Consider the following 23,437-nt stretch of genomic DNA (forward strand, 5'->3'; position numbering starts at 1 on the left):
GCTGGTTTCCTCTCAGAAGGAGCGTTGTGCTCGGTGGTCGGGGGTCGAGCCAGGGGCTCGGTGGTCTACGCCCCGCGGGCGATGTCGATCATGCGGTCGTGGTCGGGAAGCTTGCGTCTGACCCGGTCGGAGGCGGCGAGGGAGCGCTCGTGCTCATCGAGCCTGAGCCACTGCTCGTAGCCGATGGCGCGATCGCGCACCTCCGCGGCGAGCCCGTCGAAGCCGAGTGTAGACGGCGAGGCCGACAGCGAGCCGTCCGCCAGGTCTGCCACGATCTCGTCGGAGACGGCCTTCGCGCACGCGCGGTTCTCGGGGATTGCACCGCGCGGTCCCCGCTTTGCCCAGCCGGTGCGATAGAGGCCGGGCTCGACGCGGCCGGTCTCCGCGCCCGCGGCGGTGAGAGCCGCAAAGGCGTGGTCGGGGTGCGCCGCGAAACCGATCGCCGTGACCACAGAGCTTGCGGGCACCACGATCACCTCGTCGCCGGCTGCGAACTCGACGCCCTCGACACGGTGCTCGCCGAGCACCCGCAGCGGGGTCAAGCCGAAACGCAGCGTCACTTCGGGCCCGGTGCTGCGGGGGCGATCCGCTGCAATCAGTTCGCGGATCGCGGCAACGCGCCCAGCCGCAGCTCTGTCGAGCGCCTCGCCGGCATTGCCTGCCTCGATGGGATCGGGTGAAGAGTAGACGGCGCGGGGGAGTGCCGCGAGTTCTTTCAGCATCTGCGGGTCGCCCTTCGAATCAGGGGCGGCGGAGCGGCTGACAAGGGTGACGCGCTCGGCGGGGGCTGCAAGGTAGGCGTCGAGCGCCTCATCGGCGACGTCGCTGCCCTCGTAGGCGGCGCGATCCTTCACCAGGAAGCGCAGCACATCGAGCGCCACGTTGCCGCCGCCGATGATCACCACATCGGAGCCCAGCGCGGGCAGCGGCGCGGCCGCATCGGGATGGGCGTTGAGGGTGCGCGTGATGGCACCCGCGCCGATGACGCCCGGCAGCTCGGCCCCCGGGATGCCGAGCTCGCGGTCGGCGGTGAGGCCGGTCGCGATCACGACCGCGTCGAACAGTTCGCGCAGCTGCGCGAGGGAGACGTCGCGACCTACCTCGATGCCGCCGGCGAAGCGCACCGCCTCGTGTTGAAAGAGCCTGTCGAACTGCCGCGTGATGGCCTTGGTGTGCTGGTGATCGGCGGCGACGCCGTAGCGCACCAGCCCGAAGGGCGACGCGAGGCGGTCGAAGATGGTGAGTTCGCAGCCCGGCACGGCGCGAAGCAGCGACTGAGCGAGATAGCAGCCCGCGGGGCCGCTGCCGATCACGGCGATCTTCGGGGTCGTGGATGACGACATCGCAGCTCCTTTGCGGTGCGGTGCGGCAGGGGGAGTTTTGGCACAGTGCCACGATCCGGTGCTTCGTTGCAATCCGGTCGATGCCATCAGTGTAGCGCTAAAGATGTGTTGAGTGAATGATTTTTCCTGATATTCCCCAATTGGCCCACAGATTCCACCGACGGGCTTGCGGAATAAAACATTCACAGGTAACTTATTTACCACCGGCCGCTCGTGAAACTGAGCGGATCAGAATTCGACAAAGGAGTACGGATGACCGGAGAGACGATCCAGGCTGACGTCCCGTATCTCGACATCGCCTCGCCCGAGTTCGCCATGAACTCGGAAGCGGTGCGAGACGCCCGCGAACGCAGTTGGTACGCGAAGACCAACTACGGCTACGGTGTGCTGCGCTACAAGGAGGTCACCGAGTTGCTGAAGCACCCGAGCCTCAACCAGGGCAGCGCGAAGTGGCCCGACCACCACGGTGTGCACTCCGGCATCTTCTATGAGTGGTGGGCGAAGAATCTGCTCGTGCTCGAAGGAGAAGAGCACCACCGCATCCGCCGCCTGCTCAACCCCGCCTTCTCGCCCAGCGTCGCGCGCAAGCTCGAACCCGAGTTCGCTGAGATTGCGAACGAGCTCATCGACGGCATGAAGCAGAAGCACGCCCGCGGCGAGCAGGTCGAATTCGTCGCCGACTTCTCCGAGCCCTTCGCCACCCGTGCACTCTGCGCCATGATGGGCCTCGACCACGACCACTGGCCCTTCATCGCCTCACGCGCCAACACCGTCGGCTACGCGCTCAGCGTGACCATTAAAGAAGACATCGACCGCGTCGACGAGGCCGTACAGGAACTCTACGACTTCGTGGGCCGGCTCATCGACGAACGACGCGAACAGCCCGGCGATGACGTCGTCTCGCGCCTCGTGCAGTTCTCGCAGGCCGACGACAAGCTCAGCGACGCCGAACTGCGCAACGCCCTCGTGGTCATGCTGTTCGGCGGCATGGACACCACGCGCAACCAGATCGGCCTGCTGCTGCAGACCTTCATGCGCAACCCCGAGCAGTGGGAACTGCTCGCCCAGGATCCCGCGAAGTACGCCAAGCCCGCCCTCGAAGAAGGCCTGCGCGTCAACCCCACCACCCGCTGGGTCACCCGCGAAGCCAACGAAGACTTCGAGTTCCACGGCCTCGAAATCGAAAAGGGCACCACTGTGCACCTCTTCACCATGTCGAGCGGCACCGATCCCGAGGCCTTCCCCGACCCCGACATCGACCTCAACGCCGGCAGCGAGCCCGGATCCGAACGCCGCAAGCAGCACCACACCTTCGGCGGCGGTGTGCACCACTGCCTCGGCCACTACATCGCCCGCGCCGACATGAGCGTCGCCCTGCCGCTGCTCGCCCAGGCCTTCACCGACATCTCCTGCCCCGGCGGCGACGAGTGGCTACCCGACTCCGGCAACCACGGCCCCGTGCGCCTGCCGATCACCTTCACGGTGCGCTGACACCGCGCGCCCCGCAGCGGCAACGCCCGCATCGCGGCCCGGGCACCTGATCCGCTCTCATGAACGCGGCCGGGGCACCCGATCCGCACCAGACAGACCTTGCAAAGACGAAAGGAACCACATGTCCGACCTCACAACAGGAGGGCGCTTCGGCGCCGCCCTGCGGGAGATCCTCGCCGACGACACCGCATTCTCGCGGCACCAGGCGGCGAACCTGCGACCCGAGACCGTGCAGGCGCTCGGCGACCGCATCCGCGAGTCCGGCGTCAAATACATCTACTACATGCTGCCCACCCTTGGCAGCCGCACCGTTGCCAAGGTGGTGCCCGCTGAACTCTACGAGCGCATGCTGAAGAAGGGCATCGCTTTCCACCGCACCGCCCTCACCGATCTGCAGACCAGCCGCGAGGGCGAACTGATCGGCGGCGGCGTCGATGCGCACGAGTTCTGGGGCCTCCCCGAACCCGAGACCTTCCAGGTGCTGCCCTGGGATACCGAGGTCGGCCGCATCTTCTGCACCGCCTACGATCCGCCCCACCTCGGCGAAGGCGGCGGCCGGCTCGTCGCGCTCGATACCCGTGCCCTCTTCAAGGCCGCGCACCGCGGCTTCACCGAGCGCACCGGCCTCGAACTGCGCAGCGGCCTCGAACCCGAGATGACCTGGATCGGCCCCGGTATCGAACCCATCAGCAAGCAGGATCAGAGCCCCGCCTATCAGGTCGAGAACCTCGAGAAGATGCGCCCCGTCTACAAGAAGGTCATCAGCTACGGCCAGGCGCTCGACTTCACCATGATCCAGGGCGACTACGAAGACGACGGCCAGATCGAACTCAACTGGGACTACGACCGCGCCGACCTCACCGCCGAGCGCATGACCACCTACCGCCAGATCTGCAAGCAGGTGGCACGCGAACTCGGCCTCGAAGCGAGCTTCATGGCCAAGCCCTACAACGGCAAGATGGGCAATGGCTGCCACCACAACCTCAGCCTGTGGCGCGTCTCGGAAGACGGCCCCGCAGAGAATGTCATCGAAGACGGCCGCGTCGAACTGCACGCCACGCAGACTGCGCGCCACGCGATCGGCGGCCTGCTGCTGCACACGCCCGGCTCGATGCTCGTGATGGCCTCCACGGTCAACTCCTACAAGCGCTACTGGGATGCGGGCCAGTTCGCACCCTCAGGGGCCGACTGGGGTCTTGACACGCGCGGCGTCGCGATCCGCATCTCCGCGAACGGTCGCATGGAGTACCGCCTGCCCGATGCGAGCGTGAACCCTTACCTGTCGCACCTCTACCTGCTCGCCGCCATCGAGTACGGTCTCGAAGCGCAGATTGACCCGGGCGACCCGGGCCAGCTCAGCGAAGCCGCGCAGGGCGGCGCAGTGCCGAACACCCTCGGCATGGCCATCGAATCGTTCGAGGCCGACGAGTACCTCATGGGCGCCATGCCCGAAGAGCTCACCCGCATCTTCTTGCAGCTCAAGCGCGACGAATGGGCGCGCTACTGCGGCATCATCACGCAGTGGGAATTCGATCAGTACTGGGAGGCAATTCCGTGACCACCGACAACCGAACCATCAAGCTCGCCTGCATCGACTCAGAGGCGCTGCCGCTCTCCTCCAAGAGCACCGACGGCCGCACCCGAGGCGGCTACGAACCCGAAGCGGCCGCCCTCGTCATGTCGCGGCTCGCCGGAGGATCTGCCGACATCGAATGGGTGATGGTGCCCTGGGAAGAGATGATTCCCGCCGTGCGCCGCGGCGACGCCGACGCCGTCTGGTGCGGCCAAGGCATCACCCCCGAACGCGCAGCGCAGGTCGACTTCACCAAGCCCTACGCCGTGTTCAATGAAACCCTCATCGTGCGCGCCGACGATCCCGCCCGCTCACCTGAGCAGCTGGCAGGCTACAAGATCGGTGCGATCGCAGGCTCCACCAACATGAAGCTCGCCGAGACCTTCTCCGGCGTCGAACTCGTCAGCTTCGGCGCGAGCGACGACGTCTTCAGCGACATGATCGAGGCCACACGATCAGGCGAGATCGACGGCTTCGTCGACGACGACGTCGTGATGATCCCGCTCGGCCAAGAAGACCCCGACTTCGTCGAGGCCTTCACCGTGCAGACCGGCAATCGCTGGGGGATCGGCGTCGCACCCGGCAACGACGCGCTGCGCCAGGAGATCGACCGCGCCATCGAGGATGTCATCGCCGACGGCTCGCTCGAAGCGGTCTGGCGCAAGTGGATGCCGCTGCTCGACTTTCCGCTAGTAGGCGAGGCGTAATGGCGGCCCTCCGCGGCGATCGGATGCCGCGCATCGGAGTGACGGGGATGTGGTCGAACCAGATCCACGGCCTGCGCTTCGACGGCAGCGCGGTCGCCGCGGCGGTGCTGCGTTCCGTGATCCGGGCGGGCGGCGAACCGCTCACCCTGTTCGCCGAAAGCGCGCTGCCGCCGGAGGAACGGCTGCGCGGCCTCGATGCGCTGCTCGTGCCGGGCGGATCGGACATCGACCCGCGCCGTTACGGGCAGGAGCCCGTCGCCGCCGTCTCGCCCGCCGACTTCGCCGAGCAGGACGACTTCGAAGCCGGCATGCTGGCCGCGGCGATCCGGATCGGGGTGCCCGTGCTCGCGATCTGCCGTGGCTTCCAACTGCTGAACATCGAATACGGCGGCACGCTCGTGCAAGACGTTGAAGCCGACAGCCCCCACCGCAACTCAGTGCACGACGTCGAACTCGAAGCAGACTCAGCGCTCGCCGCAGCGATCGGCGCCTCAAGCCTGCCCGTGTCGTCGTACCACCACCAGGCGATCGACCGCGTCGGGGAGGGGCTGCGCGTCACCGGGCGCGCACCCGACGGCGTGGTCGAAGCAATTGAGCACCCCGACGCGCCGCTCATCGCCGTGCAGTGGCACCCGGAGGACAACGCCGCGGCGGACGAGCGCCAGCACGCGCTCTTCGCCTGGCTCATCGAGGAGGCACGGGCGAGAATGGGGCGAGACGCATGACGGCGGCACCGGCAGCCGGGTCGCCCGCCCCGGGGTCGCGGTGCCGCGTGCTGCGGAGCGGAGATCTCGCTCGGCAGGTGGCGGCGGATCAGAAGCAGGCGGTTGAGAACAGAAGGGAAACGGAATGCGCAGTGCACGAGTGCTGGTGATCGAACATCAGCAGAACGCGGGGCTGGGACAGCTATCGGATCGGCTCATCGAACACGGCTTGAACCTCGAGACCGTGGGGCCCGACGCCGGCGCCCCCGTGCCCGAAACGCTCGACGGCTATGACGCGCTGATCGTGCTCGGTGGGGCCATGGGCCCCACCGAAGACGAGCAGGCACCCTGGCTGCCTGCCACCCGCAAACTGCTGCGAGACGGCGTCGAACAGGGAGTGCCGACCCTCGGCATCTGCCTCGGCGCGCAGCTGCTCGCCACCGCCACCGGCGGCCACGTGCGCACCATGCCGGCGGGCCCAGAAGTGGGGCTGCTCGATGTCGGCTTCGCCGCTTCGGCTGCCGGCGATCCGCTCTTCGGAGACCTCGCAGGCACCTCGGTGCCGGCCGTGCAGTGGCACTGGCTTGAAGCCGACAGCCTCCCAGAAGGCGCCCAGCTGCTCGCGTCGAGCCCCGCCTGCCGCAATCAGGCGTTCCGCATCGGAGCTGCGGCGTGGGGAGTGCAGTTTCATCCCGAGGCGCTCGGAGGCACCGCGCAGGACTGGGTGGACGAGGATCGTCAGAGCATCGACGACCTCGGCCTCGAGGAGGCCGTGCTTGTGGGCGACGTGCGCGCGGCCGAACCCCGGCTCGGCGCCGTCTGGCTGCCGATCGCCGATCGCTTCGCCGAGCTCGCCCAGCGCAGCGCCTGATCCGCCCCCCGCGCCGCCCCCCGCGCCGCGCCCCGGCCCACGCGCTCCCGTTGAGTCGGTCCCTTTGTGCCGAGCCGGCCTGCAATTCACGCGAATAGCAGGCCGGCTCGATACATTTGAGCCGACTCGGTGAGGCACGAAATGGAGAGGCCGGCTCGACGCGCGAGTTCTAGGCCTCGGCGCGGTAGATCAGGTGCACGTCGGCACCCTCGGGGCCGATCCGCTTGCGGGTCAAGCCATCGAAGCCACCGCCCGTCTCAGGCACAAACACCCCAGAGAGCAGCCGCGACGAGTTGCCCACCAGCACATTGCCGTGACGGCCCACAAGCGCCATCTCGGTGCCGCTGCGCTGCAACAGCGGCAGCAGCTCGGTCTCAAGATCAGCCACCTGAATGTCATTGCCGATCGCGCCCACCCGCACGCCGCCAACACTTGCCGGCACCGTCAGCGTCAGCACGTAGGCCTCAACACCCAGATAGTCGATATAGGGCCCCACCAGCGCCGGGGTGCCCTCGTGGAACGCCCTGATAAACCACTCATGGTGTTCGTAGTCGTAGTAGCGGTCGGCACCGGGCACCACACCGAACGAGTAACGGGCAAAGCGCGTCTCATCCTCGCGCACCCACCACTCCAGATGACCACGCTCGAAGCTCAGCACCGAACGCGCAAAAATCAGCCCGCAGCCATCGACAACAGCATTGTCGGCGAGATAACGCACGGCAAGCCCACGCAGCCGACGCCGCACCGTCTCACCCAGGTCGAGCCGGCCCGCCTCATCGAGCGTCAGCAGCGCCGTAAAATCATGCGACAGCTTCTCAAGGTGGGCGAAGCGGTCATGCAACCAGCCGTCAACCCCGGCGATCGCCGCCGAAAGCTCCGCCGCGGTCACGACAGCTCCTCCGAAGCGTCGAGCGCCAGCTTGCCATCAACGATGAGCTGCATGTTTCCCCTGACGTGCTCCACGGCGAGCCGTTCGGCCTCATCGGCCTGCTGCTGCTCGATCGCCATCGCGATCGCGAGATGCTCCGCGAAAGCCTGCTGCACCGAAGCGCGGCAGATCGCATCGCACCACAAGAACGGAGCCAGCTCCGAGTGCAGCCGCTGCTCACCCGACAGCAGCCGGCGCGAATGGCTGAGCACCGCGATCTCGAAGTGGAAACGGCTGTCGGCCAGTGAACGCTCACGACCGTTGCGCCCCTCCCGAGCCTCGAATGCGAACTCCGCGAGCCTCGTTCGCATCCCCGGCTGCGTGCGCTCAGCAGCCAGACGCGCCGCCATCCCGGAGATCGCCGCGTGCTCATCGAAGAAGTCGCGCAACGCCACCAGACTCGTGCGCGCCAACGACGACCGCAGCTCCTGCGGTGACGGAAACGGTGCCTGCACCACAAAGGTGCCGCCGTTGCGGCCCCGTCGGGTCTCGACAATGCCGTGCGCGCGCAGTTCGGCGAGCGCCTTCCGCAGCGTCGCGACCGCAACCCCGAACTGCGTGGCGAGCTCAGCCTCGACGGGCAGGCGCTCGCCTACGGTGAGCACGCCCATAGAGATCGCCGCAGCGATCCGCTGGGCGATCCCGCCGACACTCGGGCCGCCGGGATCGCTCTCGCCGTGCTGAGGGGTTTGCCCCAGCGGGGGTTTCTGCGCCCGTGCCCCCGATCAGGATTCGTCGTCGAAGCGGAGCGCGCGCGCGATGAGGCGCTCCTGCTCGACGGCGTGCACCTTCGCCGAACCCGTCGACGGGGCCGCAGAAGCGGGGCGGGAGACCACGCGGATACGATCGTTCGCCAGATGCTTCGAGAGCTCAAGCGAGATGAACGGCCACGCGCCCTGGTTCTCGGGCTCGTCCTGCACCCACACCAGCTCAGCGCCGGGGTACTGGGTGAGCACGCGGCCCAGCTGTACGTTCGGCACCGGGTAGAACTGCTCCACCCGCACCAGCGCCACCCGCGGGTCGGGTCGCTTCTCGAGCGCGGCGCGCAGATCGTAGTAGACCTTGCCCGAGACGAGCACCACCCGCTCCACCGCCGCGTGGTTCTCGATCGTGGGATCGTCGAGCACGGGCTGGAAGGTGCCGGTGGTGAAATCTTCGACGGCGGAGGCCGCGCCGCGCAGGCGCAGCATCTGCTTCGGCGTGAATACGATGAGCGGCTTGCGGGGACGCGCGTAGGCCTGACGCCGCAACAGGTGGAAGTAGTTCGCCGGCGTCGAGGGGCGGGCGACGATCATGTTGTCTTCGGCGCAGAGCTGCAGGTATCGCTCGATGCGCGCCGAGGAGTGATCCGGCCCCTGACCCTCGTAGCCGTGGGGGAGCAGCATGACCACCGAGGAGCGCTGACCCCACTTCTGCTCGGCCGCGGCGATGTATTCGTCGATCACCGCCTGCGCCGTGTTGGCGAAGTCACCGAACTGGGCCTCCCACAGCACGAGCGCGTCTTCCCGCTGCAGCGAGTAGCCGTACTCGAAGGCGAGCGCCGCGTACTCGGAGAGCAGCGAGTCGTAGATCCAGAACCGAGCCTGATCGTCGGAGAGGTTGAGCAGCGGGATCCACTCCTGGCCGTTGGCCCGGTCGTGGAACACCGCGTGCCGCTGCGCGAAGGTGCCGCGGCGGGCATCCTGGCCTACGAAGCGCACCGCGGTGCCCTCCATCAGCAGCGAACCGAGCGCCAGCAGCTCGCCGAAGCCCCAGTCGATCCCGCCCTCACGGCTCATCTCGACCCGCTTGTTGAGCAGCTGCTGCAGCTTCTGATGCACCGTGAAGCCCTCGGGCTTGTTGCCGAAGGCGTCACCGATGCGCTCGATCACGGCGCGATCCACCGCGGTCTCCAGCGGTGCCGGCCCGGGGCCGCCCACCTCGGCGACTTCACCGATGCCGCCGGAGCCCACGATCGGAATCGACCCGGTCTGCGCGGCGTGCGTCTCCTGGAAGGCGACCTCGAGGCGATCCTGGAAGTCTTGCTTGGCCTTCTCGTACTCTTCCTCGGTGATATCACCGCGGCCCACCAGAGCGCTCGTGTAGAGACGGCGGGTGGATCGCTTCGCCTCGATGAGGTCAGTCATGAGCGGCTGCGTCATCGAGGGATCGTCGCCCTCGTTGTGACCGCGGCGGCGGTAGCAGACGAGGTCGATGATGACGTCGATGTGGAAGCGCTGGCGGAACTCGTAGGCCAGCTTCGCGACCCGCACCACCGATTCTGGGTCGTCGCCGTTCACGTGGAAGATCGGGGCCTGCACGACCTTGCCGATCTCGGACGAATACACACCCGAGCGCGAATCGAGCGGCAGCGTGGTGAAGCCCACCTGATTGTTGATGATGATGTGGATCGTGCCGCCCGTGCGGTACGCACGCAGCTGCGACATCTGCAGCGTCTCGTAGACGACGCCCTGGCGGCGCCCAGGATGATGGCCGCGAACCGAACCTACCCCTGGCAGCAGGCCGGCATCCGCCCGCAGGCCCTCCGCGAAGACCGCATCCTCGCCGAAGCCCACGCCACCCGCGGCGACGCCCGCGCGATCAGCGACCTCTTCGGCCTCAGCATCGCCGGCACCGACCGCTACATCGACACCCTCGCACACCCCGACCTCACCACCAGCGACCAGCCAGGGTGACGCCGCCGCGCCGGGTCGATTCCGGCCCCAGGGTCGTGCTCTCGCGGACGGTCAGGAGCCAGGTGCAACGGTGGCCGATCCGTCACAGATCTGCGGTGGCGCGGCTCGTGCGGGCGGCGCGGAGCCCGTTGAGGATGACGATCACCTCAGCGATCTCGTGCACCAGCACCACCGCGGCCAGACCCAGGACACCGAACAGGGCGAGCGGGAGCAGCACGACGATGATCATGAGCGACAGGATGATGTTCTGGTTCATGATGTGCCTGCCGCGGCGGGCGTGAGCGAACGCGCGCGGCAGGAGGCGCAGGTCGTGACCGGTGAACGCGACGTCGGCGGACTCGATCGCGGCATCGGAACCTGTCGCGCCCATCGCGATGCCGATATCCGAGGCGGCCAGTGCAGGGGCGTCGTTGATGCCGTCACCGATCATCGCGACCGAGCCGTGCCTGCCCAGCTCGCTGATCGCGGCGGCCTTGTCCTCCGGGCGCAGCTCGGCGCGCACGTCCTCGATCCCGGCCTGCGCGGCCAGCGCGCGGGCGGTGCGGGCGTTGTCGCCGGTGAGCATGGTCGCCCCGACACCCTGGGTCGCGAGGGTGCGCACGACCTCGGGGACTTCGGGGCGCAGCTCGTCGCGGACCCCGATCGCGGCGACCGGGAGTCCGTCGCGGTGCACGATGACGACGGTCATGCCCTGCTCCTCCAAGCCGGCGACCTGGTCCTTGAGCGTCCCGGCGTCCAGCCAGCGGGGGCTGCCGACGGTGACCTGGGCCCCGTCGAGGGTGCCTTCGATGCCGTGCCCGGCCTGCTCGGTGACGTCCAGGGCGGCGGGGGCTCCGGGTGAGGCGGCGGTGATCGCGGCGGCCAGCGGGTGGGTGCTGTGCTGCTCCAGGGATGCCGCCCAGGCCAGGGCCTGCGCCTCGTCCACCCCGTCGGCGGTGAGGATGGCGGTGACGGCGGGCTCGTTGCGTGTGAGGGTGCCGGTCTTGTCGACGGCGACGTGGCGGATCACGCCGAACCGTTCGAACACGGCACCGGACTTGATGATCACGCCGAACCTGCTCGCTGAGCCGATCGCGGCGACGACGGTCAGCGGGACGGAGATCGCCAGCGCGCACGGCGACGCGGCGACGAGCACCACGAGGGCGCGGGTGATCCACAGCTCCGGGTCGCCCAGCAGCGAGCCGATGACCGCGACGAGGGCGGCGAGGATCAGCACGCCGGGCACGAGCGGGCGGGCGATGCGGTCGGCCAGGCGGGCGCGGTCGCCCTTCTCGGCCTGCGCCTGCTCCACCAGCTCCACGATCGTGGTCAGCGAGTTGTCGGTGCCCGCTGCGGTCGTCTCGACCTCCAGGGCACCGGCGGTGTTGATCGCCCCGGCCGACACCGCGTCGCCGGGCTCGACCTCCACCGGGATCGACTCCCCGGTGATCGCCGAGGTGTCCAGGCTCGACCGGCCCGTCCGGACGATCCCGTCGGTCGCGATCCGCTCACCCGGACGCACGAGCATCAGCTGACCAACGGCCAGATCCTTCGCGGCGACCTCCACGGGCGCGCCGTCCTGCCGGATGGTCGCGGTCTCCGGGACCAGCTTGAGCAGCGCCCGCAGCCCGCCGCGGGCGCGGTCCATGGCCTTGTCCTCCAGCGCTTCGGCGATGGAGTACAGGAACGCCAGCGCCGCGGCCTCCTCGACGTAGCCGAGGATGACCGCGCCGACCGCGCTGATCGTCATCAGCAGCCCGATGCCCAGCTTGCCCGTGAACAGCTTGCGGATCGCGCCGGGCGTGAACGTCGACGCACCCAGCAGCAGGCCGATCCAGAACGCCACCAGCGCCGGGATCTCCGCACCCGTCCATTCCAGGACCAGGCCCGTACCGAACGCTACGCCGGAGAGCACCGGGACCATGATCCCGCGGTCACGCCACCACGGACGCTCCCGCTCCTCCTCGGCCTCCTCGCCGACCCGGGTCTCCGGCTCGTCGCAGCCGCACGCCGCGCTCACGCGCCCGCTCCCGTCCCACAGCAGCCCGGCACCGTGCACTCGGCGTCCATGCACGGCGCGTGCTCGTCCACGGCCAGCGTCACGTCCACCAGCGCCGTGAGCGCCGCCGCGAGGTGCGGGTCGGCGATCTCGTAGCGCGTCTGCCGACCCTCCGGCTCGGCGACCACGATCCCGCAATCCCGCAGGCACGTCAGATGGTTCGACACGTTCGACCGCGTCAACTCCAGCTCACGCGAGAGCACCGCCGGGTAGCTCGGCCCGTCCAGCAGGGTCATCAGGATCCGGGAACGCGTCGGATCCGCCATCGCCCGACCCAGCCGGTTCATGACATCAAGACGCGAAGCAATAGTCAGCATGTACTGAACTATACAGTAAGCACTGAACTTTTGTCGATGATGGCGAACCATGCACCCGCGACCCAGCAGCGGCACTCCCGCCCCCGCGGAGCCCTCACGACACCCGCACCGGCGGGCGCGGTACAGTCGCAGAGGAGGCAGTTCCTCGAACATCCACCCGCACCCACACCAAAACGACGGCACGGGCGGAAGTTCCCGCCAAAACCGTCAATATTCACCGGAACATCTAGGTTTTTTGTCTCTATTCCCGCGTCTTCGTGAGTTGCTTCCGTGTGGTTCAGGTGCGTCCTGCCCGCTGTAGCAACGAAGCCACGCCGGATCAAGATTCCTGACAAACCATCACGATTCCTGACGATTCGGGCGTATTCTTGATGCATGGTCAGGATTGCTGAAGTAGCGGGCTGATGAACCTCGCTGTCGTTCGGAGTATCGGGACCGCTCGCGGGTGGCGGTCCGAGGAAGATGCTGCGGACTTCGAGCAGGAGATCATCGACCAGTACGCGCTCGCGATGGCCGCAGCTGGGCTCAGCGACGCTTACATCTCGCACTCACGTACAGCGATCTTCGAGCTCCGTTCGCACGTGAATATCCCGCTGTGGCAGGTCAAGCCCGCCGACGCGGACGCGTTTCTTGCCGGGCTTCGCCGAGCGGGTCTTGCGGCTTCGACGCGTGCGGGCAAAGCGGGCGTGATCGCCCAGTTCTTCGACTTTGCGATCAGCCGGTATCAGGCCGACATCAACGCGCTTACCGGGTGGGTGATCGAGCAGCCCATCGATGAGTACAACCGGCAATCGGGTTCGTCGCTCGGCAAAGTCCGCGTCCCGCCCTCGGACGCGGAGGTCGACCGACTCTTCGGCGGCTGGGCGGCTTCGTTGCAGGATGAGCGGCGATTTCTCCCGGCGGCGCGGAACTACTTCGCGGCGTCGTTGTGGCGGCGAGTCGGGCTGCGGATCACGGAGAGCACGAAACTCGATCTTCGCGACTGGCGGCCCGATCTCGGCACGCTCGGGAAACTGCATGTCCGATTTGGGAAAGGCTCGCGCGGGCGCGGCTCGAAGCAGCGCCTGGTTCCCGCGATCAACGGTGCCGACAAGCTCATGGATTGGTGGCTCGGCGACGTGCGGCACAGGTTCGGCCCGGATTGGGATGACCCGGATGCGCCGCTGATCCCGTCGGAACGGTTCGATCATGAGCTCGGCCGCACGGGGAGGGCCAGCGACGATGTGCTCCGGCGCGGGCTGGTGCGTGCGACCGAGCGGTTTCTGCCTGCGTGGTCGGGTGATCTGACTCCGCACGTGCTGCGGCACTATTGCGCGTCGTCGCTGTATCTGGCGGGTATGGACTTGAAAGCCCTCCAAGAACTGCTCGGGCATCAGTGGCTGTCGACGACGACGCAGTACATCCACGTCTCGAGCCAGCACATCGAGGATGCGTGGGCGCACGCGAACAAGAGCGTTGAGGAACGATTCGAAGGGATGGCGTGACTGATGAAGTGGAACCTGAGAGTCCAGGCCGCTGAGCGCGGCATCTGGAAGTCTGCGGAGTTGCGGCGCATGCTCGCCGCCGCTGGGTTGGAGATGAGCCAGGGCAAGATGTCGGGGCTGTGGACGGGCACTCCGACGACGATCCGCCTCGATGATCTCGACGTGATCTGCCTCGTCCTGGACTGCCAGCCGACAGACCTCCTCGTGCCCGAACCGGAAAAGGTCAGCGCGCGCACGCGAAGGCTCGAGCAGCACAGCGAGGCCAACGGTTCGACACCGCGAGTGACGCCACGGTTGGGCGCGAAGGATGACCGGCCCGCCCCGCCGCTATGAGTCCGGCACGCGGTCCGAACGGGCCGCTGAGCCCGCCGCTGCCCTGCACGGGGTGCGGCGTGAAACCGGCCGCGTGGCTCCAGCCTCGCGTCGACTACTGCTACGACTGCATCCCCGGCGGCCCCTTCGCTCCGCCGCTATGCCGCAGATGCGGATCGAGCGAGTACTACAGCCAAGGATTGTGCGCGCATTGCCATCCGGGAAGTCCCGGCTTCATGGGGTCCTGCCGTGATTGCCTGGCCTGGGGCGTCTACCGGAATCGCAACTGGCGGTGCCCGAAGTGCCGCTGGTGGTTCAAGCACTACCCGCAAGGCGAATGCGTCTCGTGCCATCGCGACGTCACCATCGGTGAGCAGGGCTACTGCCGCCTCTGCCTGGAGACCGCCCGGATGCTGCAAGTACTCGGCGAACCGCTCGACCTCGACGCACCGCGAAAGTTCGGGGCGCAACTGTTCTTCGCCGTGATGAACGATCCCCGCAGGCCTGCCGAGAAGCACCGGCCGATGGCGATGAGCCTGCGCCAAGCGATCCGGCTCGTCGCCGCGCCGCCGCCGGTCGCCGAGAGCACCCAGCCGGTGCTGTTCGATCTGGATCCCGACCCGGAACGGGTGCGGCAGCGCTCGAACGAGATCCGGCTGCGCGACATCACCTCCCGCACCGATCACTTCCTGTACGCCCGCGCCGCCGAGTATGCGTGGAGCAAACGGCAGACGAACCAGGTGCGGCGCACGTTGAAGATTCTCCAGCTCGTGTTCCCCGGCGCGAATCTGCACTTCTGTGCTTCCGACATTCTCGCGATGCGCCGCTACGACGATGACGGCAACATCCGCTCCACGATCGAAGTCCTGGGCGACGCCGACCTCCTCATCGACGACCGAGTGCCGACGTTCGAGCAGCTCTTCGCCCGTAAGACCAGGCATCTGCCCGAGCCGATGCGCTCCCAGCTCGAACTCTGGCGCGACATCATGGCCGACGGATCGAAGACCACGCCGCGCCGTCAACCCCGCGACACGATGACCGTGAAAGGGCAGATGTACGGCATCCTCCCCGCGATCACCCGCTGGGTCGAGGAAGGCCGCACCAGCCTGACCGGGATCAGCACTGAAGACATCCTCGACGCGCTCCCGGATGATCCGAGCCGCCAGCACACGATGATGCTCGGCTTCCGCACCCTGTTCACGATCCTGCGCGGCCGCAAGATCGTCTTCGCCGACCCGACGAAACCGATTCCGCTGCGCGGCCCCAAACGCACGATCCCGCTCCCGATGGAGAAGTCCGCGATCCGTGACGCGCTCACCAGCCCTGACCCCGCAATCGCTCTGGCCGTCGCCCTCGTCGCTTTCCACGCCCTCACCACGCAACAGGTGCAGCACGTCCAGCTCACCGATATCATCGACGGCAGACTCCGCATGCCCGACGGCCGTACGATCCCGCTCGCCGAACCCGTGCGGGTGCGCCTGGCCGCCTGGCTCGACCATCGCGCCACGCGTTGGCCCGAGACGAAGAACCCGTACCTGCTCGTCACGATCCAGACCGCGCCGCGCCTGTCGCCACCGGGCCGGAACTTCCCCTGGAAGAAGGCCGGAGTCACCGCGCAGGCGCTGCGCACTGACCGCATCCTCTACGAGGTCGAACAGACCGGCGGCGATGTGCGACGCATCTGCGACCTGTTCGGCATCGGCATCGACACCGCCCTCCGCTATGCGCATCCCGCCCGAGTCGACCGTCCTGTAGATGACGGCGGCGACTCCGCCGGGTGAACACTCGGCGAACAACCTCCCGAACGCACCTACCCGACTTGCCGCTTGGTTCGATGAATGTCAATATAGAGACATGTCGATGCAACAGATGGTGATCGTCGGGTCTGGTCCGGCGGGGTATACGGCCGCGGTCTACGCGGCCAGGGCGGGGCTTTCTCCCGTCGTGGTCGCTGGCTCGGTGACCGCCGGCGGTTCGCTCATGACGACCACCGAGGTCGAGAACTTCCCGGGCTTCACCGACGGGGTGCAGGGCCCGGACCTGATGGACGCGATGCGTGCGCAGGCCGAGCGCTTCGGGGCGCGTATCGTCTACGACGACGCGACCCGGCTCGACCTCGCAGGCGAGGTCAAGACGATCGAGACCGGCTCGGGCGAAACGTTCGAGGCGCGTAGCGTGATCCTCACCACCGGTTCCGCTTACCGCAAGCTCGGCCTCGCCGAGGAAGCTCGGCTCTCCGGTCACGGCCTGTCATGGTGCGCGACCTGCGATGGCTTCTTCTTCCGCGAGAAGGAGATCGCCGTCGTCGGCGGCGGGGACTCCGCGATGGAAGAGGCACTGTTCCTCACGCGCTTCGCGTCGAAGGTCACGATCGTGCACCGGCGTGATGACTTCCGGGCGTCGAAGATCATGGCCGAGCGGGTGCGCGCCGATCCGAAGATCGAGGTCGCCTGGAACAGTGAAGTCGCCGAGCTCGTCGGTGAGAACGCCGTCGAAGCGCTCCGCCTGCGCGACACCGTCACCGGTGACGAGCGTGCCCTTCCGATCTCTGGCGTGTTCGTTGCGATCGGGCACGACCCGCGCTCGGAGCTGCTGACCGGGCAGGTCGATCTCGACGACGACGGCTACGTGCTCGTCGACCATCCGTCGACCGCGACGAACCTGCCTGGCGTGTTCGCCGCGGGTGATCTCGTCGACCGCCGTTACCGGCAGGCGATCACGGCATCGGGCACGGGCTGTGCCGCGGCCCTTGACGCGCAGCATTTCCTCGCCGGCCTGCCTGCCGACGAGACCGTGACCGAACTTCTGGAGGTGTCCGCATGAGCGCGACCATCACCGTCACCGACGCCACGTTCGAGGCCGAGGTGCTGCAGTCCGACATCCCCGTCGTGGTCGAAATCTGGGCGACCTGGTGCGGGCCGTGCAAGGCGATCGCACCGATCCTCGACGATCTCGCCGGCGAGTACGACGGCCGCGTGAAGATCGTGAAGCTCGACGCGGACGCCAACCCGCAGACCGCGATGGCTGCTGATGTCACGTCGATCCCGACTCTCGGGTTCTACCGGGGCGGTGAGCGCGTCGACGTGCTCATCGGCGCACACCCGAAGCCGATCATCGCGGGCAAGATTGACGAGCTGATCGTATGAGCACCGCAACCCAGACCCGCGCGATGCCGGCGAAGCTGTCCACCCTTGACCGGTGGCTGCCGCTGTGGATCGGGCTCGCCATGGTCGCGGGCCTCCTCCTCGGCCGCTTCATCCCCGCACTGTCCGACCTGCTCGCGCATATGGAGGTCGGTGGTATCTCGGTGCCGATCGGTCTCGGACTGCTGGTGATGATGTATCCGGTGCTGGTGAAGGTCCGCTACGACAAGGTCGCCGCTGTCACGGGAGACAAAAAGCTCCTCGTCTCATCGCTGATCCTGAACTGGATCGCAGGGCCTGCCGTGATGTTCGCCCTCGCGTGGCTCTTCCTGCCCGATCTGCCCGAGTACCGCACCGGTCTCATCATCGTGGGGCTCGCGCGTTGCATCGCGATGGTGGTGATCTGGAACGACCTCGCTTGCGGCGACCGTGAAGCGACCGCGGTGCTGGTGTTCATCAACTCCGTGTTCCAGGTCGTCGCGTTCTCGCTGCTCGGCTGGTTCTACCTCACCGTGCTGCCGGGCTGGCTCGGCCTCGACTCCCAAGGCCTGGATGTCTCGATCGGGCAGATCGCGATCAACGTGCTCGTATTCCTTGGCGTCCCGCTCGCGGCTGGGTTCCTCACTCGCTTCTTCGGTGAGAAGGCGAAGGGCCGCGACTGGTACGAGGCGAAGTTCATCCCCTTTATCGGCCCGTTCGCGCTCTACGGCCTCCTGTTCACGATCGTGCTGCTATTCGCGCTGCAGGGTGAGGCGATCACGTCGCAGCCGTGGGACGTCGCCCGGATCGCGCTGCCGCTGTTGGCGTACTTCGCGATCATGTGGTTCGCAGGCCTCCTGCTCGGGAAGGGCATCGGCCTCAACTACGCCCGCTCGACGACCCTCGCGTTCACGGCGGCAGGCAACAACTTCGAGCTCGCCATCGCCGTCGCGATCGGCACCTTCGGCGCGACCAGCGGTCAGGCCCTCGCAGGCGTCGTCGGACCGCTCATCGAGGTGCCCGTGCTCGTGGGTCTGGTCTATGTCTCGCTCTGGGCCGCCCGCACGTGGTTCCACACCGACCCGTATGCGGTTCCCGCCGTCACCAAATCGAGGGCATCATGACCACCACCGAGCTCTGCACACCGACCCCGACGCACGTCATCGGCGAAGACGCCGCCGATGCTGTCGCTTCAACGCTCAAGGCGCTGGCAGATCCGTTCCGGCTGCGGATGCTGTCGGCGATCGCGACGGACCCGCGCGGCGAGGCCTGCGTGTGCGACCTCGCCGAGCTCGCCGACGTCTCCCAGCCCACCGTCTCGCATCACTTGAAGAAGCTCAAGGACACCGGGCTGCTGGCCTCCGAGCGGCGCGGCACCTGGGTGTACTACAGCATCCTGCCGGCGCGGAAGCAGGCCGTGACCGCGCTGCTGGACGCGTTCGCGCCCGCCGCGATCGCCGACGCGCAGGCCGAGCAGGAAGACCGCGCGACGGCACTGGCCGCCCTCGACGCGAAGGTCGAGCACCTCGCCGCCGAGCTCGCCGACGAGATGACGCACCTGAACCGCAACCTCGTCGTCACGATCGTGCGCGAGTCGTTCGCGGGTCTCGTCCGCTCGGCGAAGCTCACCCAGCATATGATCCCGCTCACCGAACGTTTCGCCCGTCAGCGTCTCGCCGACCTCACACGGGATCGCGAAACGGGGATGCCGCAGGTGCTGTTCGTGTGCGTCGCAAACGCGGGCCGTTCTCAGCTCGCCGCCGCCCTCGTCAATCAGCTCTCCGGCGGTGCGGTTGTTGCCCGGTCGGCCGGGTCGACGCCAGCGGCCGAGGTGCACCCGCACGTGCGCTCGATCCTCGCCGACATCGAAGGCGAGCAGGACGCCGCGGCCGCGTTCCCGAAGCCGCTCACCGACGACGCCGTCCGCGCCGCGGACGTCGTGGTCACGATGGGCTGCGGGGACGTATGCCCGATCATCCCCGGAGTTCGCTATGAAGACTGGACGGTCGGTGACCCCGCCCTCGCCTCCGAAGACGGCGTTGCGGCGATCGCCGCTGACATCGAGGCCCGCGTCCGTGGCCTGCTCGCCGAGCTGTGCGTTCCCGTCGACGGTGACGGCGCATGACAAGCGAGACGCGACGTGCGCCGGTGCGCGGGTCGGCGTGGGAAGTGTTCCGGGTGTTCCTGCGCCTCGGGGTGACCTCGTTCGGCGGGCCGATCGCGCACCTGGGCTACTTCCGCACCGAGATCGTGGAACGCCGACGCTGGATGGACGACCGCGCCTACGCCGACCTGGTCGCGCTGTGCCAGTTCCTTCCCGGCCCGGCCTCGAGCCAGGTCGGGTTCGGCATCGGCCTGCACCGCGCCGGATACCGGGGCGCGCTGGCCGCATTCATCGCCTTCACGCTCCCGTCCGCGGCCCTCATGCTCGCCTTCGCCTCCGGCGCCGCCCTGTTCACCGGCACCATCGGGGAAGGCATCCTCGCCGGGCTGAAGATCGTGGCGGTCGCGATCGTCGCGCAGGCCGTCCTCGGCATGGCGAAGACACTCACCCCGGACCGGCAGCGCGCCGCGATCGCAGCCGTCGCAGCCCTCGCCGCGCTGCTGCTGGCCGGATCGCTCGGCCAAATCATGGCGATCGTCCTCGGCGGGATCGCCGGATACTTCGTCTGCCGCGCACCCGCCGCGAACACGGCGACAGCGGTGCGGTTCCCGGTGACCCGGGCCGCGGGGATCGCCGCGCTCACCCTGTTCGTCGCAATCCTGGCCGGGATGCCGATCCTCGCCGCCGTCACCGGCAACGACAGCGTCGCCCTGTTCGATGCGTTCGCGCGGGCCGGAGCGCTCGTATTCGGCGGCGGGCACGTCGTGCTCCCGCTCCTGCAATCCGGCGTCGTCGATCCCGGCTGGGTCACGAACGCGGACTTCCTCGCCGGATACGGTGCAGCCCAGGCCGTGCCCGGCCCGCTGTTCACCCTCGCCGCTTTCCTCGGCGGCGCCGCCGACGTCGGCCCGGGCGGGGCGGCGGGGGCGGGCATCGCGCTGGCCGGGATCTTCCTGCCCGGCTTCCTCCTCCTCATCGGCGTGCTGCCGTTCTGGAACCGCCTGCAGCACCACGAGCGGGTGCAGGCCATCATGCGGGGCGCGAACGCGGCCGTCGTCGGCATCCTCGCCGCCGCCCTCTACACACCCGTGTTCACCACCGCGATCCTCACCCCGCACGCCTTCGCACTCGCGCTGGTCTGCTTCGTGCTGCTCGTCGCGTGGAAGCTCCCGCCCTGGATCGTCGTGATCATCGGAGCCGCAGGCGGCATCCTCGCCACCACCCTCACCTGACCGACCCGATCGGAAACGAGAACCCTCATGTCTACTCCCACCGTCCTGTTCGTCTGCGTCCACAACGCCGGCCGTTCCCAGATGGCCGCAGGCTACCTCCGCCACCTCGCGGGCGACCGCATCGAGGTCCGTTCGGCAGGCTCGATCCCCGCGGACCAAATCAATCCCGTCGCCGTCGAGGCGATGCTCGAAGAGGGCGTCGACATCCGCGGCGAGGCACCGAAGATCCTCACCACCGACGCCGTGCAGGACTCCGATGTCGTCATCACGATGGGCTGCGGCGACGCCTGCCCGTTCTTCCCCGGCAAGCGCTACGAGGATTGGAAGCTCGATGACCCCGCGGGCCAGGGCATCGACGCTGTCCGTCCGATCCGCGACGACATCAAACGCCGCATTCAGGAACTCATCGCCTCCCTCGAGCCCGCGAGCACCGAGGCGGCCAGCGCATGAGCGCGTCGGTGCTGTTCGTCTGCAAGAAGAACGGCGGCAAATCGCAGATGGCCGCCGCGCTCATGCGGCAGCACGCCGGCGACGCCATCACCGTCTATTCGGCCGGTACTGCGCCGGGCGATACGCTTAGTGCCCTCGCCGAGGAAGCGATCGTCGAGGTCGGTGCGTCGATGGAGGGCGAGTATCCGAAGCCCATCGATCCCGAGATCCTCCGCAGCGTGGATCGGGTCATCGTGCTCGGCGACGAGGCGAAGGTCGCCCCGGTCGACGGCATGGCCGGAACGATCGAGACCTGGACCTTCGAAGACCAGGCTGCATCCGACGTCGGCGGCGGCGACCGCACGCGGGCGATCCGGGATCAGATCGCCGAACGCGTCCTGCGCCTCGCCAGCGAGCTCAGCGCCGCGATGTCGTAACTTTGAACGGGAGGGCAGGAGTAGTCGCTGGCCCTCCCGTCCAGCGCGGCGGACGGCCGATGAGCCTTGCATGAGCCGAGCACGCAGTCGGGTCAGTGTGAGGGCAGGTTCCCGCTCAATCGTGCGTGGAAGGTTCCGCTCGCCTCGTTCAAGCCGATGATCTCGACCTCGATGTCGTGTTCGCGGTACTTCTGCTCGATTCCATCGAGCGCTGCGACGGTCGAGGCGTCCCACACGTGCGACTTCGACATGTCGATCACGACACGCTTCGGGTCGTCGGCGTACTCGAACTGGGTGGTCAGGTCGTTCGAGGACGCGAAGAACAGCTCGCCATCGACCTCATAGTGCGCCGTGTCTTCGTTAGCGCTGAAGGTGCGGGTGACGGTGGTGAAGTGGGCGACGCGGCGCACGAACAGGATCGCGGCGACGAACACGCCGATGATGACCCCGACGGAGAGGTTGTGGGTGATGAGCACCGGGATGACGGTGACGAGCATCACGATCGTCTCGCTCTTGGGCATCCGCTTCAGCGTGGAGGGTGCGATGGAGTGCCAGTCGAAGGTGAGGAACGCGACCATGAACATGATCGCCACCAGCGCCCCGATGGGGATCAGGTTCATTATTGGGCCGAGGAACCACACCAGGATCAGGAGGAACACGCCGGCGGCGAACGTGGAGACGCGGGTGCGGGCGCCGGAGGCGCGCACGTTGATCATGGTCTGCCCGATCATCGCGCAGCCACCCATGCCACCGAAGAGGCCAGAGAGGATGTTCGCGCCGCCTTGCCCCATCGCCTCGCGGGTCTTGTTCGAGTGCGTGTCGGTGATGTCGTCCACGAGCTTCGCGGTCATCAGTGACTCCATGAGCCCCACCGCGGCCATGCCGAGGGCATACGGGGCAATGATTTGCAGTGTCTCGAAGGTGAGCGGTACATCGGGGAAGAACGGCATCGGCGGGCCGCCGGGCAGTTCGCCGAGACCGCCGACGGTCTTCACATCGAGGTTCAGCAGCCACACCGCGAGGGTCATCACGATCACGACCACCAGAGGCGCGGGCACAGCCTTCGTGAGCTTCGGGAAGAGCCATAGGATCAGGATGCTGACGATGATCATCGGGTACATCAGCCAGGACGCGCCGGTGAAATGCTCCAATTGGGCGACAGCGATGAGGATCGCGAGGGCGTTGACGAACCCGACCATCACGCTGCGCGGGATGAACCGCATGAGCTTGCCGACCCCGAGCAGGCCGAGAACGATCTGGAAGATGCCGCCGAGGATCACGGTCGCGATGAGGTAGTCGAGGCCGTACTCGTCGGCGACCGGCCGGATGACGAGCGCGATCGCTGCGGTCGCCGCGGTAATCATCGCGGGCCGCCCACCGAGGAACGCGATCGAGATTGCCATCACGATCGAGGAGAACAAGCCCACCTCGGCCGGCACGCCTGCGGCGATCGCGAACGCGATGGCCTCCGGGATGAGCGCGAGGCCGACCACCATACCCGCGAGGACTTCCTTCGTCAACAGCTTCGGCGAACGGAACACATCCATCACGGTCGGCCGAGGCCAGTAGCGTTCCTTGTCGCGTGCGGGCGCGCTCATTCTGCCTCCCAGAGAGGTGCGGGAAAATAGGGTGACGGCGGTCGAGGTCGGAGCCCGCCAAATCCAACTCTA

General features: G+C 67.7%; 22 protein-coding genes and 1 pseudogene. 16 read left to right on the forward strand and 7 right to left on the reverse strand.

The annotated features are described in order from the left end of the window. Window positions 1-65 precede the first annotated feature (65 nt). Window positions 66-1,343 carry an FAD-dependent oxidoreductase gene (locus GMOLON4_RS02150; protein ID WP_026937599.1) on the reverse strand — a complete coding sequence of 426 codons (1,278 nt, stop codon included), beginning with the start codon at window positions 1,341-1,343 and terminating at the stop codon, window positions 66-68. A gap of 252 nt (window positions 1,344-1,595) precedes the next feature. Between GMOLON4_RS02150 and GMOLON4_RS02155 the strand changes: the two genes are divergently transcribed. From GMOLON4_RS02155 to GMOLON4_RS02175, 5 genes are all read left to right on the forward strand, one after another. Further along, window positions 1,596-2,834, forward strand: a complete 1,239-nt coding sequence (locus GMOLON4_RS02155) for a cytochrome P450 (RefSeq protein ID WP_026937600.1) — start codon at window positions 1,596-1,598, stop codon at window positions 2,832-2,834. Between the two features lie 121 nt (window positions 2,835-2,955). After that, on the forward strand, window positions 2,956-4,392 hold the full coding sequence (locus tag GMOLON4_RS02160) for a glutamine synthetase family protein (protein WP_084147633.1): 1,437 nt from the start codon (window positions 2,956-2,958) through the stop codon (window positions 4,390-4,392). Beyond that, a complete protein-coding gene (locus GMOLON4_RS02165; RefSeq protein ID WP_026937602.1) occupies window positions 4,389-5,114 on the forward strand; it encodes a substrate-binding periplasmic protein in 726 nt (241 codons plus the stop codon). The genes GMOLON4_RS02160 and GMOLON4_RS02165 overlap by 4 nt, the downstream gene beginning before the upstream one ends. Next, a complete protein-coding gene (locus GMOLON4_RS02170) occupies window positions 5,114-5,839 on the forward strand; it encodes a gamma-glutamyl-gamma-aminobutyrate hydrolase family protein (RefSeq protein ID WP_026937603.1) in 726 nt (241 codons plus the stop codon). The genes GMOLON4_RS02165 and GMOLON4_RS02170 overlap by 1 nt, the downstream gene beginning before the upstream one ends. 124 nt (window positions 5,840-5,963) lie before the next feature. Further along, window positions 5,964-6,689, forward strand: coding sequence for a type 1 glutamine amidotransferase (locus tag GMOLON4_RS02175; protein WP_035733492.1), 726 nt, complete (start codon window positions 5,964-5,966; stop codon window positions 6,687-6,689). Between the two features lie 169 nt (window positions 6,690-6,858). Here GMOLON4_RS02175 and GMOLON4_RS02180 read toward each other — a convergent pair whose 3' ends face one another. The 3 genes and pseudogenes from GMOLON4_RS02180 to GMOLON4_RS02190 form a co-directional block, all read right to left on the reverse strand. Then, complete coding sequence (locus tag GMOLON4_RS02180; RefSeq protein WP_035733496.1) at window positions 6,859-7,578, reverse strand: cache domain-containing protein; 720 nt, start codon at window positions 7,576-7,578, stop codon at window positions 6,859-6,861. Beyond that, window positions 7,575-8,228, reverse strand: coding sequence for a FadR/GntR family transcriptional regulator (locus GMOLON4_RS02185; protein WP_245575529.1), 654 nt, complete (start codon window positions 8,226-8,228; stop codon window positions 7,575-7,577). The genes GMOLON4_RS02180 and GMOLON4_RS02185 overlap by 4 nt, the downstream gene beginning before the upstream one ends. Window positions 8,229-8,342: 114 nt before the next feature. Next, a pseudogene (locus tag GMOLON4_RS02190) lies at window positions 8,343-10,070 on the reverse strand (multifunctional oxoglutarate decarboxylase/oxoglutarate dehydrogenase thiamine pyrophosphate-binding subunit/dihydrolipoyllysine-residue succinyltransferase subunit); the annotation flags it as partial. Between the two features lie 12 nt (window positions 10,071-10,082). Here GMOLON4_RS02190 and GMOLON4_RS02195 point away from each other — a divergent pair. Next, entirely contained in the window at window positions 10,083-10,292 is a 210-nt protein-coding gene (locus GMOLON4_RS02195; RefSeq protein ID WP_211222709.1) for a hypothetical protein, read from the forward strand. An 82-nt stretch (window positions 10,293-10,374) separates the two neighbouring features. Here the strand turns inward: GMOLON4_RS02195 and GMOLON4_RS02200 are convergent, their stop codons facing one another. Both GMOLON4_RS02200 and cmtR read right to left on the reverse strand, forming a co-directional pair. Then, on the reverse strand, window positions 10,375-12,291 hold the full coding sequence (locus GMOLON4_RS02200) for a heavy metal translocating P-type ATPase (RefSeq protein WP_181244124.1): 1,917 nt from the start codon (window positions 12,289-12,291) through the stop codon (window positions 10,375-10,377). Continuing rightward, window positions 12,288-12,647: a Cd(II)/Pb(II)-sensing metalloregulatory transcriptional regulator CmtR gene (gene cmtR / locus GMOLON4_RS02205; protein WP_017883886.1), complete on the reverse strand. Its 360-nt coding sequence runs from the start codon at window positions 12,645-12,647 to the stop codon at window positions 12,288-12,290. The genes GMOLON4_RS02200 and cmtR overlap by 4 nt, the downstream gene beginning before the upstream one ends. 404 nt (window positions 12,648-13,051) lie before the next feature. On the opposite strand from cmtR, the gene GMOLON4_RS02210 reads away from it, so the two are divergent. From GMOLON4_RS02210 to GMOLON4_RS02255, 10 genes are all read left to right on the forward strand, one after another. Beyond that, on the forward strand, window positions 13,052-14,131 hold the full coding sequence (locus tag GMOLON4_RS02210; RefSeq protein WP_026937607.1) for a tyrosine-type recombinase/integrase: 1,080 nt from the start codon (window positions 13,052-13,054) through the stop codon (window positions 14,129-14,131). A gap of 3 nt (window positions 14,132-14,134) precedes the next feature. Further along, window positions 14,135-14,464 (forward strand): helix-turn-helix domain-containing protein, encoded by a 330-nt coding sequence (locus GMOLON4_RS02215; protein ID WP_026937608.1) that lies wholly within the window; start codon window positions 14,135-14,137, stop codon window positions 14,462-14,464. Between the two features lie 389 nt (window positions 14,465-14,853). Then, window positions 14,854-16,224 (forward strand): hypothetical protein, encoded by a 1,371-nt coding sequence (locus GMOLON4_RS02220; protein WP_051267231.1) that lies wholly within the window; start codon window positions 14,854-14,856, stop codon window positions 16,222-16,224. 73 nt (window positions 16,225-16,297) lie between these two features. Next, complete coding sequence (trxB, locus tag GMOLON4_RS02225) at window positions 16,298-17,266, forward strand: thioredoxin-disulfide reductase (protein WP_026937609.1); 969 nt, start codon at window positions 16,298-16,300, stop codon at window positions 17,264-17,266. Next, window positions 17,263-17,589: a thioredoxin gene (gene trxA / locus GMOLON4_RS02230; protein ID WP_026937610.1), complete on the forward strand. Its 327-nt coding sequence runs from the start codon at window positions 17,263-17,265 to the stop codon at window positions 17,587-17,589. Before trxB ends, trxA begins: the two co-directional genes overlap by 4 nt. Beyond that, entirely contained in the window at window positions 17,586-18,689 is a 1,104-nt protein-coding gene (gene arsB, locus GMOLON4_RS02235; RefSeq protein WP_026937611.1) for an ACR3 family arsenite efflux transporter, read from the forward strand. The genes trxA and arsB overlap by 4 nt, the downstream gene beginning before the upstream one ends. Continuing rightward, complete coding sequence (locus GMOLON4_RS02240; protein ID WP_026937612.1) at window positions 18,686-19,690, forward strand: metalloregulator ArsR/SmtB family transcription factor; 1,005 nt, start codon at window positions 18,686-18,688, stop codon at window positions 19,688-19,690. The genes arsB and GMOLON4_RS02240 overlap by 4 nt, the downstream gene beginning before the upstream one ends. Beyond that, window positions 19,687-20,901: a chromate efflux transporter gene (gene chrA, locus GMOLON4_RS02245; protein WP_026937613.1), complete on the forward strand. Its 1,215-nt coding sequence runs from the start codon at window positions 19,687-19,689 to the stop codon at window positions 20,899-20,901. Before GMOLON4_RS02240 ends, chrA begins: the two co-directional genes overlap by 4 nt. Before the next feature lie 27 nt (window positions 20,902-20,928). Then, window positions 20,929-21,351 (forward strand): arsenate reductase ArsC, encoded by a 423-nt coding sequence (locus GMOLON4_RS02250; RefSeq protein WP_026937614.1) that lies wholly within the window; start codon window positions 20,929-20,931, stop codon window positions 21,349-21,351. Continuing rightward, window positions 21,348-21,767: an arsenate-mycothiol transferase ArsC gene (locus tag GMOLON4_RS02255; protein ID WP_026937615.1), complete on the forward strand. Its 420-nt coding sequence runs from the start codon at window positions 21,348-21,350 to the stop codon at window positions 21,765-21,767. The genes GMOLON4_RS02250 and GMOLON4_RS02255 overlap by 4 nt, the downstream gene beginning before the upstream one ends. Before the next feature lie 92 nt (window positions 21,768-21,859). Here the strand turns inward: GMOLON4_RS02255 and GMOLON4_RS02260 are convergent, their stop codons facing one another. Beyond that, complete coding sequence (locus GMOLON4_RS02260; RefSeq protein WP_026937616.1) at window positions 21,860-23,365, reverse strand: SulP family inorganic anion transporter; 1,506 nt, start codon at window positions 23,363-23,365, stop codon at window positions 21,860-21,862. Window positions 23,366-23,437: the final 72 nt, after the last annotated feature.

Origin of the sequence: Gulosibacter molinativorax (genome assembly GCF_003010915.2) — a bacterium.
Lineage (GTDB): Bacteria > Actinomycetota > Actinomycetes > Actinomycetales > Microbacteriaceae > Gulosibacter > Gulosibacter molinativorax.

Excerpts from the sequence above, each read along its gene's own strand:
- GMOLON4_RS02150 (WP_026937599.1), bottom strand. The coding sequence starts at position 1,343 with ATGTCGTCATCCACGACCCCGAAGATCGCCGTGATCGGCAGCGGCCCC.
- GMOLON4_RS02155 (WP_026937600.1), top strand. The coding sequence starts at position 1,596 with ATGACCGGAGAGACGATCCAGGCTGACGTCCCGTATCTCGACATCGCC.
- GMOLON4_RS02160 (WP_084147633.1), top strand. The coding sequence starts at position 2,956 with ATGTCCGACCTCACAACAGGAGGGCGCTTCGGCGCCGCCCTGCGGGAG.
- GMOLON4_RS02170 (WP_026937603.1), top strand. The coding sequence starts at position 5,114 with ATGGCGGCCCTCCGCGGCGATCGGATGCCGCGCATCGGAGTGACGGGG.
- GMOLON4_RS02175 (WP_035733492.1), top strand. The coding sequence starts at position 5,964 with ATGCGCAGTGCACGAGTGCTGGTGATCGAACATCAGCAGAACGCGGGG.
- GMOLON4_RS02185 (WP_245575529.1), bottom strand. The coding sequence starts at position 8,228 with ATGGGCGTGCTCACCGTAGGCGAGCGCCTGCCCGTCGAGGCTGAGCTC.
- GMOLON4_RS02195 (WP_211222709.1), top strand. The coding sequence starts at position 10,083 with ATGATGGCCGCGAACCGAACCTACCCCTGGCAGCAGGCCGGCATCCGC.
- cmtR (WP_017883886.1), bottom strand. The coding sequence starts at position 12,647 with ATGCTGACTATTGCTTCGCGTCTTGATGTCATGAACCGGCTGGGTCGG.
- GMOLON4_RS02210 (WP_026937607.1), top strand. The coding sequence starts at position 13,052 with ATGAACCTCGCTGTCGTTCGGAGTATCGGGACCGCTCGCGGGTGGCGG.
- GMOLON4_RS02215 (WP_026937608.1), top strand. The coding sequence starts at position 14,135 with ATGAAGTGGAACCTGAGAGTCCAGGCCGCTGAGCGCGGCATCTGGAAG.
- GMOLON4_RS02220 (WP_051267231.1), top strand. The coding sequence starts at position 14,854 with ATGCTGCAAGTACTCGGCGAACCGCTCGACCTCGACGCACCGCGAAAG.
- trxB (WP_026937609.1), top strand. The coding sequence starts at position 16,298 with ATGTCGATGCAACAGATGGTGATCGTCGGGTCTGGTCCGGCGGGGTAT.
- trxA (WP_026937610.1), top strand. The coding sequence starts at position 17,263 with ATGAGCGCGACCATCACCGTCACCGACGCCACGTTCGAGGCCGAGGTG.
- arsB (WP_026937611.1), top strand. The coding sequence starts at position 17,586 with ATGAGCACCGCAACCCAGACCCGCGCGATGCCGGCGAAGCTGTCCACC.
- GMOLON4_RS02240 (WP_026937612.1), top strand. The coding sequence starts at position 18,686 with ATGACCACCACCGAGCTCTGCACACCGACCCCGACGCACGTCATCGGC.
- chrA (WP_026937613.1), top strand. The coding sequence starts at position 19,687 with ATGACAAGCGAGACGCGACGTGCGCCGGTGCGCGGGTCGGCGTGGGAA.
- GMOLON4_RS02250 (WP_026937614.1), top strand. The coding sequence starts at position 20,929 with ATGTCTACTCCCACCGTCCTGTTCGTCTGCGTCCACAACGCCGGCCGT.
- GMOLON4_RS02255 (WP_026937615.1), top strand. The coding sequence starts at position 21,348 with ATGAGCGCGTCGGTGCTGTTCGTCTGCAAGAAGAACGGCGGCAAATCG.
- GMOLON4_RS02260 (WP_026937616.1), bottom strand. The coding sequence starts at position 23,365 with ATGAGCGCGCCCGCACGCGACAAGGAACGCTACTGGCCTCGGCCGACC.